The sequence below is a fragment of the Ancylobacter aquaticus genome (genome assembly GCF_004339465.1).
GTDB classification, from domain to species: domain Bacteria; phylum Pseudomonadota; class Alphaproteobacteria; order Rhizobiales; family Xanthobacteraceae; genus Ancylobacter; species Ancylobacter aquaticus.
The window spans coordinates 250,081-267,656 of record NZ_SMFY01000001.1 but is presented as its reverse complement, the minus strand read 5'-3'; the positions used below and the strand labels follow the sequence as shown (position 1 = coordinate 267,656).

Below are 17,576 nucleotides of genomic sequence, written 5' to 3'. Positions count from 1 at the left end.
CAACGTCCCCGATACCCATACGCATACTCCCCGCCGTGGCGGCTGGATGAACCCCGACGCCTTCCCCCGCGGCGCCGGATGGCCGTGCTGAACCCATACGTTCACGGACGCTCTTATAGCAGGGGATCGCCGACAGGGAACATGCCCTGACGCCCTCCCGTCAAGCTTCCGCGCCGAGGCGGGGCGCGCAAACGCCCGCGCGGTGCCGGCAAGCCGTTACTGGGTCAGCCCCTCGGGCTTGCCCACCAGGCTGAACAGCAGGGCCGGATGCTTGTCCAGCCGCGCCGCCACGCGCTGCACGTCGTCCAGCGTCACCGCCGCCACCAGCTGGTTGCGGATGTCGATATAGTCGATGCCGAGATTGTCGATCTGGATCTGCAGCAGCTGCGAGGCGACCTTGGCCGAGCTGTCGAAGCGCAGGGCGAAGGAACCGATGAGGTAGCTCTTGGCGTCCTCCAGCTCCTCCGCGCTCGGGCCGACGGTGAGCAGGCGCTGATATTCCGCCCGGATCAGATCCGCGCTCTCGCCGGCGCGCTCGTTCTTGGTCGCCGTGCCGCCAAGGATCAGCGCCGCGTGGTCGAGCGGGGCGAGGTGGCTGTAAACCGAATAGGCCAGCCCGCGCTTTTCCCGCACTTCGCTGAACAGGCGCGAGGAAAACGCCGAGCCGCCGAAAATATGGTTGAGCACGAAGGCGGGGATGAAGTCCGGGTCGTCGCGCTTCAGGCCGATGCCGCCGAAGACGATGGAGGTCTGCGGCACGTCGAGCGTCTTCACCACGTCGGTGCCGAGGCCTCGCGGCTCCACGTCCGGCACCGGGGTCAGCTGGGCCTTGGCCGGCAGGGCGCCGAACATGGCGTCGAGCGCCGGGCCGAGCTTCTCCGCCGTGATGTCGCCGACCACGGCGATCTTGAGATTGTCGCGGGCAATGGTGCGCCCGACATAGGCCTTCAGATCGTCGCGGCTGATGACGGGCACGCTCTCCAGCGTGCCGGCCACCGGGCGGCCATAGGGATGGCCCGGGAAGGCGGCGGCCGACCAGCCGAGGCTGGCGAGCGACGAGGGGTCGTTCAGCCGCCGGCGCAGCTGGGCAAGCTGGCCCTGGCGGATGCGCTCCACCGCCTCGTCGTCGAAGCGCGGCGCGTTCACCGCCAGCGCCATCAGCGCGAAGGCGTCGTCGACATTCTCCGACAAGGTGCGCAGCGAACCGCCGAGGCTGTCGCGCGAGGCGTCGAAGCGCAGTTCGATCGCCTTCTCCGCCAGCCGGTCCTGGAACGTGCGGGAATCGAGATCGCCGGCGCCCTCGTCGAGCAGCGAGGAGGTGAGGCTGGCGACGCCGGGCTTTTCCGCCGGGTCCTGCGCCGCGCCGCCGAGAAAGGCGATCTCCATCGCCACCAGCGGCAGGGTGGTGTCGTGCACCAGCCAGGCCTCGATGCCGCCCGGGCTGATCACCCGCTGGATGCGGGTGGTCTCGGACTGGGCGAGGGAGGCGGGGGCAAGGGCGATTGTCATGAGCGTGGCCGCAGCGAGGGACAGGAGGGAACGGGAAACGCCGAAGCGCCGCTGAACGGCGCCGCCGGTCACGAGCGGTCCTCCGCCGGGGTCGCCTTGTCGGCGCCCGGCTCGGGCAGGACGGCGGCCGGGGCGGGCTTGACCTGCAGCAGCTGGCTGGTCACGGCGCGGGCGGGCACCAGCCAGCGGCGGGCGGCGTCGCGCACCTGCTCGGCGGTAACGGCCTTCACCAGATCGGGCCAGATCTGCACGTCCTGCGCGGTGGAGCCGGTGGCGAGCGCCGCGCCATAGATGCGCGCCAGCGTCGCCTGGTTGTCCTGGGCATAGATCGCCTCGGCCACCAGCCTCGTCTTGGCGCGCTCCAGTTCCGCCGGGTCCGGCCCGTCCTTCGCCAGCGCGGCGATGGTCTCGTCGAGCGCGGTTTCCAGCGCCTCCATCGTCACCTCCGGGCGGGGGGTGACGGAGAGGCCGAAGCGGGTATCGTCGAGCGCAGTGGACTGGTACCAAGCCCCGGCATTGGCGGCGACCGCCTTGTCGACCACCAGCGAGCGGTAGAGCCGGCCGGTCGAACCGCCGCCCAGTACCTGCGAGAGCACGTCGAGGGCGGCGCTTTCCTGCTTGTCGCCGCGATAGGACGGCACGAGGTAGCTGCGCGACAGGCTCGGCTGGCCCACGCGCCCGTCCGCCAGCGTCAGGCGGCGCTCGGCGCGCGGCGGCGGCTCCTGCGGGCGGACCCGCTCGGCGGTCTCGGCGCGCCGGGCGACCTTGCCATAGGTCTCCTCGGCGAGCTTCCTCACCTCTTCCGGCTCGACATCGCCGGCCACCACGAGGATGGCGTTGTTGGGGGTGTAGAAGCGGCGGTAGAAAGCGAGCGCGTCCTCGCGGTTCAGCTGCCGGATCTCGTCTTCCCAGCCGATGATCGGATGGCCGTAGGGGTGGTTGACGAACATCGCCGCCTGCGCCGCCTCGGAGAGCTGCGAGGCGGGGTCGTTGTCGGTCCGCATGCGGCGCTCTTCCAGCACCACGTCGCGCTCGGGCAGCACCACCTCGTCGGTGAGCACCAGCCCGGTCATGCGGTCGGCCTCGAAGCCCATCACCGTGCCGAGATTCTGCTTGGCCACGCGCTGGAAATAGGCGGTGTAGTCCTGCGAGGTGAAGGCGTTCTCCTGCCCGCCAAGCTTGGCCACCACCTGCGAGAACTCACCCGCCGGGTGGGTGGCGGTGCCCTTGAACATCAGATGTTCGAGGAAATGGGCGATGCCTGATTTGCCGGGCTGCTCGTCGGCCGAACCGACCCGGTACCACACCATGTGGGTGACGACGGGCGCCCGATGGTCGGGCACCACCACCACCTGCAGGCCGTTGCCGAGGGTGAATTCCGATACCTCGGCAGCGTCGGCGCGCGAGGGGGCCGTGGCGAGGCCGGCGGCGGCGCCGGCCAGCAGCATCAGAGCGGGCATGATTCTTCCAGTCACAGCTTCATCCGTTTCGGCGGCCGCCCGTATGGCGCCGGAGGCGCGCGGCCCGGGAGCGGGCCACGCAGGGCGGGGATCGCTGCACAATGTAGCGACGAAGCGTGCGCGACGCGACGCGCGGCGCATGCGCTTCACCGCGAAGTGAGAGCCCCGCATCAGGGCAGGGGCCGGCGCGGCCGGGTTCGTCGCCGCAAGAGGCGCGGCGCGAGGGCCTCCCGCGTCGTCAGGCGGTCACTTGTTCGGCTGGCTGCGGTCGAACCAGGCCGGCATCTTCCAGTCCTTGTCTTCCGGACGGTCGGCGACGACACCGTATTTGGCGCCGGGCGCGGGCGTCTGGTAGCCGGGTGGCGGCTGGACCAGCGATTCCCGGTCCGGCTCGCCCTCGAACGGCACGGATTCCTCGGCCTTCTTGTTCCCCCAGCCGAAGAAGTCGAGCTGGTTGAGCGAGAGGCGGTTGTCGTCGTTGGTGCGCCGGTTGTTGAAGCCGGAACCCGTCGCCTTGCCGGCCCTGTAGCCCTTGTCGAGCTCGGCCGGGGTGAGGGTGCGCGAATTGGTGTTGCCGTCGCGGGCGATCGATTCCCAGGCTTCGGACCAGTTGGTCTTTTCCGCCTGCTCGCGGGCGATCTCGTCATGGTCCTTCGGCCAGGCCGGGTTCTGCGAGATGGCCGTGGCGTCGCGCGGGGGCGGAAGAATGTCGCCGGTCGGCGGCACCACCAGCGGGGCGCGCTCGCGGTAGTCGATATTCGGCGGGGGTGGCGCCACCAGGCCGAGGCCGGTGAGCAGCTGGCCGGTGAGGTTCATCTCCGGCGGATCGTCATTGGCGAAGGCGGGGCCGCTGGCGAAGGCGCCGACCATCGTGCAGACCAGGGCACCCCGCAGAAGCGCGGCGCGTGTGGCATGAACTCGTTTCGTCATCCGGTCGTCTCCTGCCGGTCGGGTGAGGCGGGCGAGATGCCGCCCCCGCGCGACCGCTCAAGCGTGCGGAAGATCCGATCTCACCTCAGGGCGGCGATTTTGCGGCGCCCCCGAAAAAGGAAGCATACAAAAGCACGCCCACTCCGGCAACAATGGCGACATCGGAGAGATTGAACACGTACCAGTAGAAGCCGAAGGCGTGCAGCGAGATGAAATCGAACACCGCGCCATAGGCCGCGCGGTCGATGGCGTTGCCCAGCGCGCCGCCGATCAGCAGCCCCAGCGCCGCCGCCTCCAGCCGGTTGTCGATGCGCGCCAGCCAGAGCCAGAACAGCAGGGCGGCCGCCACTTTCAGCCCGCCGAGAATCCACCAGCCCTCCGCCCCCAGCGAGAACAGCCCGTAGCTGATGCCGGTGTTCCACGCCCAGACGATGTCGAGAAAGGGTGTCACCGGCACGATGCCGTCGGGGCCGAAAGCGACCCCGTGCAGCACGGCGAGCTTGGACGCCTGATCGGCGACCAGCGCCGCCAGCGCGAAGGCGCCGCCGTAAAGGGTGAACGGGCCGGCGAGGCGCAGCTTCACGGGGCGCCGCTCATTCCGCCGCCCGCCGTGCATGGGCGAGTTCGCGCAGCGCCATGGCGTCGCGCGGGGTCACGTCGGGATAGTCCGCATCCGTCCCGACCAGCGGCGAGATCTTCCACGAGCGGGCGCATTTGTGGCCCGTCGCCCGGTTCGGCACCACCGCCACGCCCGGCACGTCGGGCAGGCGGAAGGCGTCTTTCGGGCCCTCGTCCGGCATCAGATGCGCGTCGGAGGTGATGCACACTTCGGCGAGGTCCACCGCGCTCACCGCCGCGAACAGGTTGGCGTCGCTCACATGCACCACCGGCGCCGCCTCCAGGCTGGAGCCGATGCGCTTGGCCGCGCGCTCCACTTCCAGCGCGCCGAGCACCACGCGCCGCACCTGGCGGATCTTGCGCCACTCGTCGGCCAGCGTGTCGTCGCGCCATTTCGCCGGCGTGTCGGGGAAGGTGGCGAGATGCACCGAGCCGGTCTCGGAGGGGAAGCGCGCCAGCCAGGTCTCCTCCGCCGTGAAGGGAAGGATCGGCGCCAGCCACACGACGAGGCGGGCGAACACCTCGTCCAGCACGGTGAGGCACGCCCGCCGCGTCACCGAGGAGGGCGGGTCGCAATAGAGCGCATCCTTGCGCACGTCGAAATAGAAGGCCGACAATTCGCTGGTCATGAACGCCGTCAGCGCCGCGTGCACCCGCTTGAAGTCGAACGCGGCATAGGCCTCGCGCACGGTCCCGTCGAGCTCGGCCAGCCGGTGCAGCACCATGCGCTCCAGCGCCGGCATGTCGGCATAGGCGACGCGCTCGGCCTCGCGGTAATGGTGCAGCGAGCCCAGCAGCCAGCGCAGCGTGTTGCGCAGCTTGCGATAGGTCTCGACCGTGGTTTTCAGGATTTCAGCGCCGATACGCAGATCGTCGGAATAGTCGGAGGCGCACACCCACAGGCGCAGGATGTCGGCGCCGGAGTTCTTGATCACCTCCTGCGGGGCCACCACGTTGCCGACCGATTTCGACATCTTGCGGCCCTGCTCGTCGAGCACGAAGCCATGGGTCAGCACCACGTCATAGGGCGGGCGCCCGCGCGTGCCGCAGCTCTCCAGCAGCGAGGAATGGAACCAGCCGCGGTGCTGGTCCGAGCCTTCCAGATACATCACCCGGTCCGGCCCGCCGGCAAAGGCGCGGTTCACCTTCAGATCGTCGCGCACTTCCAGCGTGAAGGCGTGGGTGGAGCCTGAATCGAACCACACGTCGAGAATGTCGTCGACCTTGGACCACTCGGCCGGGTCGTGGTCGTTGCCGAGGAAGCGGGCGGCCGCGCCTTCCTGGTACCAGGCATCGGCACCCTCGGCCGCGAAGGCGTCGGCGATGCGCTGGTTGACCGCGTTGTCGCGCAGGATTTCCACCGTGCCGTCGCCCCGGTCGCGCACGAAGACGGCGATCGGCACGCCCCAGGCGCGCTGGCGCGAGACCACCCAGTCGGGCCGGTTCTCGATCATGCCGGTGATGCGGTTCTGGCCCGAGGCGGGCACCCACTGCACCTGCGCGATGCCGCCGAGCGCGCGCGCCCGCAGCGTGTCGCCGGCATGGGTCGAGCCGTCCGCCGCCGCAATGTCCTTGTCCATCGCGATGAACCATTGCGGCGTGTTGCGGAAGATGATCGGCGCCTTGGAACGCCAGCTATGGGGGTACTGGTGCTTCAGCCGGCCGCGGGCGATCAGCTTGTCGGCCCCCGCCAGCGCCTTGATCACCGCGTCATTGGCGTCGCCGTCCTTGCCCTTGTCGTCCATCACGCGGGCGCCGGCGAACAGCGGCACATGGTCGTAATAGCGTCCGTCCGGGCCCACCGTGTGTGGCACCTCACCCAGATGCGCGGACATGAACAGGTTGAAGTCGTCGGCGCCGTGGCCGGGGGCGATGTGGACGAAGCCGGTGCCGGTGTCGTCGGTCACGAAGTCGCCGGGCACGACAGGCACGCAGAAGTCGAAATAGTCCCTCGCCCCCTCGACGCCCTTGAGCGGATGGGCGCAGACCAGATGCGTCGGGTCGACCTCGCGATGGCGCTCATAGCCCGTCACCCGGGCGGCCTTGAACACCTCTTCCGCCAGCTTGTCGGCAAGGATGAAGTGCTCGCCCACCTTGGCCCAGTTGTCGTGCGGGGCCTCCGTCACCTCGTAGACCGCATAGGTCACGTTGGGCGAGAAGGCGATCGCGCGGTTGCCGGGGATGGTCCAGGGCGTCGTCGTCCAGATGACGACCGAGGCGCCCTCATAGGAGGGGAACAGGTGGATGTCGGCCGCTTCGCTCGCCGGCTCCAGCCCCTTGGGCAGTCCGCCGGCGGTCGCCGCGCTCTTGCGGTACCCGGTGACGGGGAATTTGACGAAGATCGTGGACGAGGTGTGGTCGTGATACTCGACCTCCGCCTCGGCCAGCGCGGTGCGCTCGACCACCGACCACATCACCGGCTTGGAGCCGCGATAGAGCAGGCCATTGCCGGCGAATTTCACGATCTCGCGGGCGATCTGCGCTTCCGCGTCATAGCTCATCGTCACATAGGGGTGCGACCAGTCGCCCTCGACGCCGAGCCGCTTGAACTCGGCGCGCTGCACGTCGATCCAGCCTTCGGCAAAGCTGCGGCATTCCTGGCGGAACTCGACGACCGGCACCTCGTCCTTGTTCTTGCCCCGCGCGCGGTACTGTTCCTCGATCTTCCACTCGATCGGCAGGCCGTGGCAGTCCCAGCCCGGCACATAGTTGGAATCGTGGCCGAGCGCGCCCTGCGAGCGCACCACCACGTCCTTCAGGATCTTGTTCAGCGCGTGGCCGATATGGATGTTGCCATTGGCATAGGGCGGGCCGTCATGCAGCACGAAGCGCGGCTTGCCCTCGCCCGCCTTGCGCTGCTGGCCGTAAAGGTCGATCCGCTCCCAGCGCGCCAGCAGCTCCGGCTCGCGCTGCGGCAGTCCGGCGCGCATGGGGAAATCGGTCTGCGGCAGGAACAGGGTCGCGGAATAATCATGCGCCGTTCCCGCGCCGGCCGGTTCCCCGGCGGGCTCGTTCCCGTTGCGACCATCGCTGTTGCGGCTCGTCATGACGCGCTCCTTGCCATCGCCGCCCGGTTTAAGCGCAGCGGCTTGCGCGTGCAAGGGAGGGGACGGCTGGCGGTCAAGTCGGTTAAGCCGCTACGCGCAGTCCCAACGCTGGGTCCCGGATCGGCGGTGCGCTTCGCGCACCTTGTCCGGGAAACGGTATCCCGGCCCAGCGACGCCGCAGGCGGAGTGCCGAGCCGGGACCCAGCGTTGACAATCCTTGGCCGAAACCCTGGCTCTTACTACCCCAGCGCCGCCCGCGCCTTGGCGCTGTCGATGTCCATCTGCGCGATCAGCGCGTCGATTCCGTCGAATTTCAGTTCCGGCCGCAGCCAGGCGTGGAAGGCGACGGGCAGCACCCGGCCATAGAGGTCGCCGGCGTAATCGAAGATGAACGTTTCGAGCCGTGGCGCGCCATCATCGAAGGTCGGGCGGCGGCCGAAGCTCGCAACGCCCTTGTGGCGCACGCCGTCGATCTCGACCGTCACCGCGTAGATCCCGTGCGCCAGCGTCACCGCCGGGTCGAGCCGCATATTGGCGGTGGGGTAGCCCAGTTCCCGCCCGCGCTTGTCGCCGTGGATCACTTCGGCCTCGATCTCGAACGGCGCGCCCAACATGTGGGCGGCCTGCTCGACGCGGCCCTGCGCCAGCGCGGCGCGGATGACGCTGGAAGAGATTTGGGCGCCCTCGTCGAGCAGCGGCGCAACGATCTCCACCCCGAAGCCATGACGCCGCCCAGCCTCGCGCAAAAACAGCGGCGAGCCGCCGCGCGCCTTGCCGAAGTGGAAATCGTAGCCCGCCACCACCATGGAAACGCCGAGCCGACCGACGAGGATCTCGGCGACGAAATCCTCGGCCTCGCGGCCCGCCATCGCGGCGTCGAAGGCCAGCACCACCGCCCCGTCGAGCCCGGTCGCCGAGAGGCGCCGCAGCTTCATCGGCTCGGGGGTCAGGCGGAAGATCGGCTCGGAGGGACGGAAGAAGGCGCGCGGGTGCGGCTCGAACGTCACCGCCAGCGCCGGGCGGCCGAGCGAGCGGGCCTGGTCGATGGCGGTGCCGATCACGGCCCGGTGGCCGCGATGCACGCCGTCGAAATTGCCGATGGCGACCACGGGGCCGGCGAGCTCGGGCGGCAGCGCGTCGTCCTTGCGCAGGACGGGGAAAGGGTGCGGGGTGGCGGCGGCGTGGGTCATGTCAGCGCTAGGCAACGGAAAGGGCGTCCGCCGGCGGCGGGCCCGGATAAGCTCGCCTGCTAAGTGGCCCCGTCCCGCCCCGGCGTCAATGTGGGAGTGCGCGGCGGGAGACGGCGCGCGCTACCAGGCGAGGCGCGTGGTGACGGCGGTCGGGCGGCCGGGCCCGTCGGCGAGCAGCCGGGCGAGGGCGCGCGGCTCGACCTCGGCGCCATGCTCAAGGCCGAGCTCGCCGGCATGGATGCCCGCCGCGACGAACAGGCAGTCGATGCCATAGCCCAGCGCGCCGGCCAGATCCGTGCGCAGCGCGTCGCCGATGGCAAGGGTGCGCGCCCGCTCCACCGGCGCCCCGCGCAGCTTTTCGGCGGTGGCAAAGGCCGTCTCGTAGATCGGGCGGTGCGGCTTGCCGCAGAACACCACCTCGCCGCCCAGTTCCGCATAGGCTTCGGCGATGGCGCCGGCGCACCAGATCAGGTCGCCGCCGCGCTCCACCACGATATCGGGATTGGCGCAGATGAAGGGCAGCGCACGCTCGCGCGCCGCCGCCAGCATGTCGGCATAATCGTCCGGCGTTTCCACCGTGTCGTCGAACAGGCCGGTGCAGACGATCAGTTCGGCCTCCTCGAAGGAGGCCTGCGTGAGGTCGAGCCCCTTATAGATGCCGAGATCGCGCTGGGGGCCGAGATGCCACATCTTCACGCCCGGCCGCCCGGCCAGCAGCGCGCTCGTCACCATGCCCGACGTGACGATGGCGTCGTAGGCAGTGCGGGGAACGCCGAAACCGTCGAGAATGCGGGCAACGCCTTCCGGCTCGCGCGGAGCGTTGGAGACGAGGATCACCGTGGCGCCGCCCTCGCGCGCACGTATCAGCGCCTCGGCGGCGGCCTGCGAGCCGAGGACGCCATTGTGCAGCACGCCCCACACGTCACACAGGACGAGGTCGTAGCGGGGTGCCAGCGTGGCGAAGGACGAAACGAGGGGCGGGGCGCTGTCAATTTCCATGCGGTGGCGATTGCCATGGGTGCGCGCCGCGCACAAGGCCCGCCCCGGCAGGGCAGGGCTGCACGCGGCGTCCGGCACCGGCCTCAGGGGCGGAAGGAGGGGCCGTTGGTGATGACCATGCCGTGGCCGGCCACCTCGTTGGCGCGGGGATAGACGCCCCCGAGCACCTCGTCGAAATGGCGCTTGACCGCCTGGTGACAGCCGCAGCACAGGCTGCGCAGCCGGTCGGGAGCAGCAATGCGGATGCGCCCGCGCAGCGGCTCGACCGCGCCGGCCTCCCTCATCTGCCCGAGCACCCGGCTGATATAGGGCCGGCCGACCGCCAGCATGGCGGCCAGCTGCTCCTGGGTGAGGCTCAGCGTTTCGTCGCCGGTGCGGTCATAGGCGGCCAGCAGCCATTTGGCGGTGCGCTGGTCGATGGAATGGGTGGCGTTGCAGGCGACGGACTGGAAGACCTGCGCCAGCAGGCAATCGGCATAACGGGCAAAGAGGTTGCGCAGCGGCGGCGAGGTTTCCTTGGCCCGCTCCAGTTCGCCACCGTCGAGCTTGAGCAGCGGCCCGCCCATCTGCACCACGGCGCGGGAAAAGGCCGGCAGCCTTCCCTGGCTGACGATGCCGCCCACCGCGCCCTCGCGGCCGATGCTGGTGATTTCCACCTGCCGCCCGTCCTCCAGCAGCACCATGAAGGACAACAGCGCCTGCCCGCAGGGAAAATACACATGGCGCACATCGTCGCCCGGCTCGTAGAGCACGGCGCCGGCCGGCCGGTCGATCCGGCGCAAATGGCCGCGCAGCAGGGCGAAATCGGCCGGGCGCAAGGCACCAAGCAGGTTGTTGCCGCCCGACGAGGTGACGGCGACGCCGTTGCCGCCGCTTTCTTCGCTGGTGTCGACGCGCATGATGCTCTCCCCTTTTGCCGCCTTAACGCACGGGCCGGAGAAATGTTCACAAGCGGACAGAACTCGGATGACGAGTTAGGTACAAACAGGCACACTCGCGCACCAGCGGACATGGCAGCGCGTTAGGGAGTCCGGTTAATGCATGCGACTTCCACGGCGGGCCATCCGGCGCAGATACCGTTAGACCGGGGAGCGGCCGCCCGCGCCGGGTGCCGGCCTTTCGCGACCGGCACTGCCCGTGCGGCCTTCGCCCATGACTGACGGCGTGGCCCGTCCGCGGGACTCTGACATCGTTGGAGAGAGCAAATCGGTCGCGCAGGGGCGCGGGGACGGCTCGCTCTTCTGGTCGCTGGTGCGTGCCGCCCAGCCGCTGCGCCGCCATCCCTGGCTGGCCGACGCGGTCGGGGTGGCGATGTTCGCCGTGTCGCTGGCCCTGCGCTTCGCGGTGGACGGCGTGCTGCCACCCGGCTTTCCCTTCCTCACCTTCTTTCCGGCGGTGATCCTTTCCACCTTCTTCTGTGGGCTGCGGCCGGGAATCACCTGCGCGGCGCTTTCCGCCTTCGCCGCCTGGTTCTTCTTCATCGGCCCGGCCAACGGCATGCGGGTGGACGGCCAGTCGCTGATGGCGCTCGGCTTCTTCGCCGTCATCGCCGCGATCGACATCACGCTGATCCATTTCACCTTCAGCGCCGCCGACCGGCTGCGCACGGAGAAGGAAACCTCCGCCCGGCTCTATGAGAGCCAGCGCACCATGTTCCAGGAGCTGCAGCACCGCGTCGCCAACAACATGCAGTTCGTCGCCGCCCTGCTCACCCTGCAGAAGCGCAAGGTGGGGCAGGATGCGCGGCAGGCGATCACCGCGCTGGACGAGGCACGCTCGCGGCTCGACACCATCGCCCGCATTCACCGCCAGCTCTACGCGCCCGAGCGCCTCGACCTGCCGACCGACCAGTATCTGAGCCAGCTCTGCTGCGATCTCGTCACCGCCTCCGGCGCGACGGGCATAAGCTGCACGGTGGACGCGCCCAACCTGCCGCTGAGCGTCACCCAGCTCACCACCCTCTCCATGCTGGTGGCTGAGATCGTCACCAATTCGCTCAAGCACGCCTTCGTCGACGCCGATGCCGGGGTGATCGCCATCACCGTCCTGCCCTGCGGAACAGACAAATACGAGATGACCGTCGCCGATGACGGGCGGGGCCTGCCGCCGGATGCGGACCTCTCGCGCAGCGAGGGGCTCGGCTGGCGCATCATCCAGAGCCTCGCCGCCCAGCTCGGCGGCAAGGTGGAGCTTGCCAACCGGGTGGAACCCAGCCGCGGCACGGCGGTGCGGGTCCAGTTCGCCGTCATCTGAGCCTCAAGCCGTCCCCACCCGGCGCCGCCGACAGCCCTTTCGGCGTTCACCTGAGGCGCCTTTTGGCGTAAGAGCGACACCGCGCGCCTGCGGGCGGCGGGTCCATCTCTCACCGGCGGGGCAGCCATGACTGAGACGTTCGATCTTCTCCTCAAGGGCGGCACGGTGGTGAACCAGGACGGCACCGGCGCCCGCGATGTCGGCATCAGCCGGGGTCGGATCGCTGGCATCGGCAGCTTCGATCCGGCACAGGCGGGCGAGACGATCGACTGCACCGGCCTGCACGTGCTGCCGGGCGTCATCGACACCCAGGTGCATTTCCGCGAGCCCGGCCTCGACCACAAGGAAGACCTCGAATCGGGCTCCCGCGCCGCCGTCATGGGCGGCGTCACCGGCGTGTTCGAGATGCCCAACACCAACCCGCTGACCATTTCGGCCGAGGCGCTGGAGGGCAAGCTCTCCCGCGCCCATCACCGCATGCATTGCGACTTCGCCTTCTTCGTCGGCGGCACGCATGACAATGTGAAGGACCTGCCCGAACTCGAAATGCTGCCCGGCGTGCCCGGCATCAAGGTGTTCATCGGCTCCTCCACCGGCTCGCTGCTGGTGGCGGACGATCCCGGCGTGCGCGCCATCCTCAAGGTCATCCGCCGCCGCGCCGCCTTCCATTGCGAGGACGAGCCGCGCCTGGAAGAACGCAAGGGCCTGCGCGTGCCGGGCGACGCGTCCTCGCACCCGGTGTGGCGCGACGAGATCGCGGCGCTGACCGCCACCACCCGCCTCGTCACCCTCGCCCGCAGCGAGGGCAAGCGGGTTCACGTGCTGCACATCACCTCCCAGGAGGAGATCGAGTATCTGCGCCAGCAGAAGGATGTCGCCACGGTGGAGGTGACGCCCCATCACCTCACCATGGACGCCTCCTGGTACGCCTCGCACGGCACGCTGGTGCAGATGAACCCGCCGGTGCGCGACGCCCGCCACAAGGCGGCGCTGTGGCGCGGCTTGGCCGAGGGCGTGGTCGACGTGCTCGGCTCCGACCACGCGCCCCATACGCGGGAGGAAAAGGCCAAGCCCTACCCGGCGAGCCCGTCCGGCATGACCGGGGTGCAGACCTTCGTGCCCACCATGCTCGACCATGTGAACGCCGGCCGCCTGACGCTGGAACGCTTCGTCGACCTCTCCAGCGCCGGCCCGGCGCGGATCTTCAACATCGCCACCAAGGGCCGTATTGCGGTGGGCTATGACGCCGACTTCACCATCGTCGACATGAAGCGGCGCGAAACCATCCGCAACGAATGGATCGCCTCCAAGGCCGGCTGGACCCCCTATGACGGGGTCGAGGTCACGGGCTGGCCGGTCGGCACGCTCATCCGCGGCCGTCGCGTCATGTGGGAAGGCGAACTCGTCGCCCCGGCGCAGGGCGAGGCCATCCGCTTCCTGGAGACGCTGGCGCGGGGGTGAGGCGACGCCTCCAGGCCATCCTTCGAGGCGCGCTGTGCGCGCACCTCAGGATGACGGCGTATCAGCAGCGAGGAAAAATCCGTCATGCTGAGGTGCCGGCCGGCAGGCCGGCGTTGAGGCACGCCCCCTCAATAGGTCACTTCCGCCAAATATAGCCCGGCCGAGGGCGCCATCGGGCCGCAGCGGATGCGGTCGGCGGCTTCCAGCGCGGCGGTGACGTCGTCCGGCGTCCATGCGCCCTCGCCCAGCTTCACCAGCGTGCCGACCATGGAGCGCACCTGATGGTGGAGAAACGAGCGCGCCTGCGCGTGCACCCTTATCTCCACCCCCGGCCCCTCCAGCGGCACGGTCTCCACCTCCAGCCGGTCCAGCGTCTTCACCGGCGAGGCGGCCTGGCAGCCAATGGCGCGGAAGGTGGTGAAGTCGTGCCGCCCCACCAGCCGCAAGGCGCCCAGCGCCATCGCCCCGGCATCGAGCGGACGTTGCACCCGCCACGCCCGGTTGCGCTCCAGCACCAGGTCGGGGCGGCGGGCGATGATGCGGTAGACATAGCGCCGCCCGGTGGCGGAGAAGCGGGCGTGGAAATCCTCGTCCGCCCGCTCGGCCTCCAGCACCGCGACGGGATGCGGGCGCAGATGCGCGTTCATCGCGTCGCGCACCGTGTCCGGCTTCCACTCGCGGGCCAGTTCGATATGGGCGACCTGCCCGGTGGCGTGCACCCCGGCATCGGTGCGGCCGGCGCCGTGCACCACCGCAACCTCGCCGGAAAAGCGGCGCACCGCCTCGCCCAGCACACCCTGCACGGTTGAGCCCGCCGCCTGCATCTGCCAGCCGACAAAGGGCGTGCCGTCATATTCGATGGTGAGCTTGTAGCGCGGCATGGTGCTCTGTAGCGCCGGATGGCGGCGCCGTCACCTGCGCGGACGCCCTCCCAGCCCACCCTCATCCCGTCCCCCTTGCCCCGGCGCACCGCCGGGGGCATCGTGCGGCCCGAAACGGAGCCCGCAATGCCCGCCCATGATGCCCCTGATCAAACCGTCGGTTCCGGCGACCATGTCGTCCTGATCGACGGCTCGGCCTATATCTTCCGCGCCTATCACGCCTTGCCCCCGCTCACCCGCTCCTCCGACAAGCTGCCGGTGGGTGCGGTGGCAGGCTTCTGCAACATGCTGTGGAAGCTGGTGCGGGCCGGGCAGAACGGCGGCGGATTCGAGCCGAAGCCGACCCATCTCGCCGTGGTGTTCGACAAGTCCGAGCAGACCTTCCGCAAGGACATCTACCCGCTCTACAAGGCGCAGCGCCCGGAGCTGCCGGAGGATCTGCGCCCGCAATTCCCGCTCATCCGCGAGGCCACCCGCGCCTTCGACCTCGCCTGCGTTGAACAGAGCGGCTTCGAGGCCGACGACCTCATCGCCACCTATGCCGAGATCGCCAAGGCGAAGGGCGCCCACGTCACCGTCATTTCCTCCGACAAGGACCTGATGCAGCTCGTCGATGGCCTCGTGCGCATGTACGACCCGATGAAGGACAAGGCGATCGGCATCGAGGAGGTGTTCGAGAAATTCGGCGTCACCCCGGACAAGGTAATCGACGTGCAGTCGCTGGCCGGCGATTCGGTGGACAACGTGCCCGGCGTGCCCGGCATCGGGGTGAAGACCGCCGCCCAGCTGCTCGCCGATTATGGCGACCTCGACACGCTGCTGGCCCGCGCCGAGGAGATCAAGCAGACCAAGCGCCGCGAGAACCTGATCGAATTCGCCGACCAGGCCCGGCTGTCGCGCCAGCTCGTCACCCTGAAGCGCGACGTGCCGCTCGACGTGCCGCTCGACGACATCGCCGTCATCGAGCCGGAGGGCCGCAAGCTCATTGCCTTCCTCAAGGCGATGGAGTTCACCACGCTGACCCGCCGCGTCGGCGAGGCGTACGAGATCGACATCGCCGCCATCGAGCCCGATCCCGGCCTGAAGGCGGGCGGCAACGAGACCGCCCTGCTCACCGCCGGGCTCGACCCGGACACGCGCGAGACGGCGGTTCCGCTGGAAGATGCGCCGAGCGCGGCGGAAGGCTTCACCCCGCAGGCGCTCGCCGCCGCGCGTCAGGCGGAAGCCCGCAACACCCCGGTCGACCGCTCGCGCTACGAGACGGTGATGTCGCTCGCCCGCCTCCAGGAATGTGTCGCCCGCGCCACGGAGATCGGCGTCGTCGCCGTCGACACCGAGACCACCGGCCTCGACCCGATGCAGGCGGAACTGGTCGGCTTCTCGCTCGCCACCGCACCGAGCGAGGCCTGCTATGTCCCGCTCGCCCACAAGGGCGGCGACGAAGGCCTGTTCAGCGAGGGGCTGCTGCCCGGCCAGATTTTTCCGCGCGACGCGCTTGCTGTCCTTAAGCCGCTGATGGAGGACCCGTCCGTCCTCAAGATCGGCCAGAACCTCAAATATGACTGGCTGGTGCTCAAGCGCGTCGGCATCGAGGTCGGCCCGTACGACGACACGATGCTGCTCTCCTATGTGCTGGACGCCGGCGCCTCGCCGCACGGCATGGACCCGCTCTCCATGCGCTGGCTCGGCCACACCCCGATCAAGTTCGAGGAGGTGTGCGGCAAGGGCAAGGGGCAGATCCGCTTCGACCGCGCCCCGCTCGACAAGGCGAGCGAATACGCCGCCGAGGATGCCGACGTCACGCTGCGCCTGTGGCGGGTGCTCAAGCCCCGCCTCGCCAGCGAAGGCAAGGCCGGCGTCTACGAGACGCTGGAGCGGCCGCTGGTCGCCGTGCTCGCCCGCATGGAAGCGCGCGGCATCATGATCGACCGGCAGATGCTCTCGCGGCTGTCAGGCGAATTCGCGCAAGGCATGGGCCGGCTGGAGGCCGATATATCCGAGATGGCGGGGGAGAGCTTCAACCCCGGCTCGCCCAAGCAGCTCGGCGACATCTTGTTCGGCAAGATGGCCATTCCCGGCGGGCGCAAGACCCCCACGGGCGCGTGGTCCACCGGCGCCGACGTGCTGGAGGAACTGGCCGAGCAGGGGCACGAACTGCCCCGCCGCATCCTCGACTGGCGCCAGCTGCAGAAGCTGAAATCCACCTATGCCGACGCGCTGCCCTCCTATGTCCACCCCGAGACCGGGCGCGTGCATTCCTCCTTCGCGCTGGCGGCCACCACCACCGGCCGGCTTTCCTCCTCCGAGCCGAATTTGCAGAACATCCCGGTGCGCTCCGAGGAAGGCCGCAAGATCCGCAAGGCCTTCATTGCCGCCCCCGGCCACAAGCTGATTTCGGCCGATTATTCGCAGATCGAATTGCGGCTGCTGGCCGAGATCGCCGACACCCCCTCGCTGCGCCAGGCCTTCCAGGACGGGCTCGACATCCACGCCATGACCGCGTCGGAAATGTTCGGCGTGCCGATCGAGGGCATGCCGGGCGAGGTGCGCCGGCGCGCCAAGGCGATCAATTTCGGCATCATCTATGGCATCTCGGCCTTCGGGCTGGCCAACCAGCTTTCGATCCCGCGCGAGGAGGCGGGCGCCTATATCAAGCGCTATTTCGAGCGTTTCCCCGGCATCCGCGCCTATATGGACGAAACCCGCGCCTTCGCCCGCGCGCATGGCTATGTCGAGACGCTGTTCGGCCGGCGCTGCCACTACCCGGATATCACGGCCAAGAACCCGTCGATCCGCGCCTTCAACGAGCGCGCGGCGATCAATGCCCGTCTGCAGGGTTCGGCCGCCGACATCATCCGCCGCGCCATGGTGCGGATGGACGGCGCGCTGGCGAGTGCGCGGCTTTCCGCCCGCATGCTGCTGCAGGTGCATGACGAACTCATCTTCGAGGTGCCGGATGACGAGGTCGCCGCCACCATCCCCGTGGTGCGCGAGGTGATGGAACTCGCCCCCTTCCCCGCCGTGGCTCTGAAGGTGCCGTTGAAGGTCGACGCCCGCGCCGCCGAGAACTGGGACGAGGCGCACTGAGGGGCTCTGACACGCCGTCATCCCGGCCGAGCTCCGCGAGAGCCGGGACCGCGTGCCGGCTTCGCGCCTGAGAGCGATCCCGGATCGGCCTGCCGCCGTCCGGGATGACGGCAGCCTCGTCCCACGAGAGCACCGTCATCC

12 protein-coding genes are annotated in these 17,576 nt (G+C 69.4%); 3 read left to right on the top strand and 9 right to left on the bottom strand.

Annotation, left to right across the window (positions count from 1 at the left end; all coding sequences use genetic code 11):
- Positions 1-216 precede the first annotated feature (216 nt).
- The 8 genes from EV667_RS01345 to EV667_RS01310 all read right to left on the bottom strand — a co-directional run bounded on the left by EV667_RS01345 (position 217) and on the right by EV667_RS01310 (position 10,652).
- Entirely contained in the window at positions 217-1,581 is a 1,365-nt protein-coding gene (locus EV667_RS01345) for a M16 family metallopeptidase (protein WP_131833542.1), read from the bottom strand.
- Positions 1,578-2,969 (bottom strand): M16 family metallopeptidase, encoded by a 1,392-nt coding sequence (locus tag EV667_RS01340; protein WP_131833541.1) that lies wholly within the window; start codon positions 2,967-2,969, stop codon positions 1,578-1,580. The genes EV667_RS01345 and EV667_RS01340 overlap by 4 nt, the downstream gene beginning before the upstream one ends.
- A gap of 246 nt (positions 2,970-3,215) precedes the next feature.
- On the bottom strand, positions 3,216-3,899 hold the full coding sequence (locus EV667_RS01335; protein WP_245515929.1) for a hypothetical protein: 684 nt from the start codon (positions 3,897-3,899) through the stop codon (positions 3,216-3,218).
- Between the two features lie 85 nt (positions 3,900-3,984).
- Entirely contained in the window at positions 3,985-4,515 is a 531-nt protein-coding gene (gene lspA / locus EV667_RS01330) for a signal peptidase II (RefSeq protein ID WP_131833540.1), read from the bottom strand.
- Positions 4,493-7,564 (bottom strand): isoleucine--tRNA ligase, encoded by a 3,072-nt coding sequence (gene ileS, locus EV667_RS01325; RefSeq protein ID WP_131833539.1) that lies wholly within the window; start codon positions 7,562-7,564, stop codon positions 4,493-4,495. The genes lspA and ileS overlap by 23 nt, the downstream gene beginning before the upstream one ends.
- A gap of 239 nt (positions 7,565-7,803) precedes the next feature.
- Positions 7,804-8,754, bottom strand: a complete 951-nt coding sequence (locus EV667_RS01320; RefSeq protein WP_131833538.1) for a bifunctional riboflavin kinase/FAD synthetase — start codon at positions 8,752-8,754, stop codon at positions 7,804-7,806.
- A gap of 120 nt (positions 8,755-8,874) precedes the next feature.
- Positions 8,875-9,753: a TIGR01459 family HAD-type hydrolase gene (locus tag EV667_RS01315; RefSeq protein ID WP_131833537.1), complete on the bottom strand. Its 879-nt coding sequence runs from the start codon at positions 9,751-9,753 to the stop codon at positions 8,875-8,877.
- An 83-nt stretch (positions 9,754-9,836) separates the two neighbouring features.
- A complete protein-coding gene (locus EV667_RS01310) occupies positions 9,837-10,652 on the bottom strand; it encodes a Crp/Fnr family transcriptional regulator (protein WP_131833536.1) in 816 nt (271 codons plus the stop codon).
- 253 nt (positions 10,653-10,905) lie between these two features.
- On the opposite strand from EV667_RS01310, the gene EV667_RS01305 reads away from it, so the two are divergent.
- On the top strand, positions 10,906-12,006 hold the full coding sequence (locus tag EV667_RS01305; RefSeq protein WP_131833535.1) for a sensor histidine kinase: 1,101 nt from the start codon (positions 10,906-10,908) through the stop codon (positions 12,004-12,006).
- A 126-nt stretch (positions 12,007-12,132) separates the two neighbouring features.
- On the top strand, positions 12,133-13,467 hold the full coding sequence (locus tag EV667_RS01300; protein WP_131833534.1) for a dihydroorotase: 1,335 nt from the start codon (positions 12,133-12,135) through the stop codon (positions 13,465-13,467).
- Positions 13,468-13,595: 128 nt separating this feature from the next.
- Here EV667_RS01300 and truA read toward each other — a convergent pair whose 3' ends face one another.
- The gene (gene truA, locus EV667_RS01295) at positions 13,596-14,348 is read right to left on the bottom strand and encodes a tRNA pseudouridine(38-40) synthase TruA (RefSeq protein ID WP_131833533.1); all 753 of its coding nucleotides are present in this window, start codon (positions 14,346-14,348) and stop codon (positions 13,596-13,598) included.
- Between the two features lie 126 nt (positions 14,349-14,474).
- Between truA and polA the strand changes: the two genes are divergently transcribed.
- Positions 14,475-17,435, top strand: a complete 2,961-nt coding sequence (polA, locus tag EV667_RS01290) for a DNA polymerase I (RefSeq protein ID WP_131833532.1) — start codon at positions 14,475-14,477, stop codon at positions 17,433-17,435.
- Positions 17,436-17,576 lie beyond the last annotated feature (141 nt).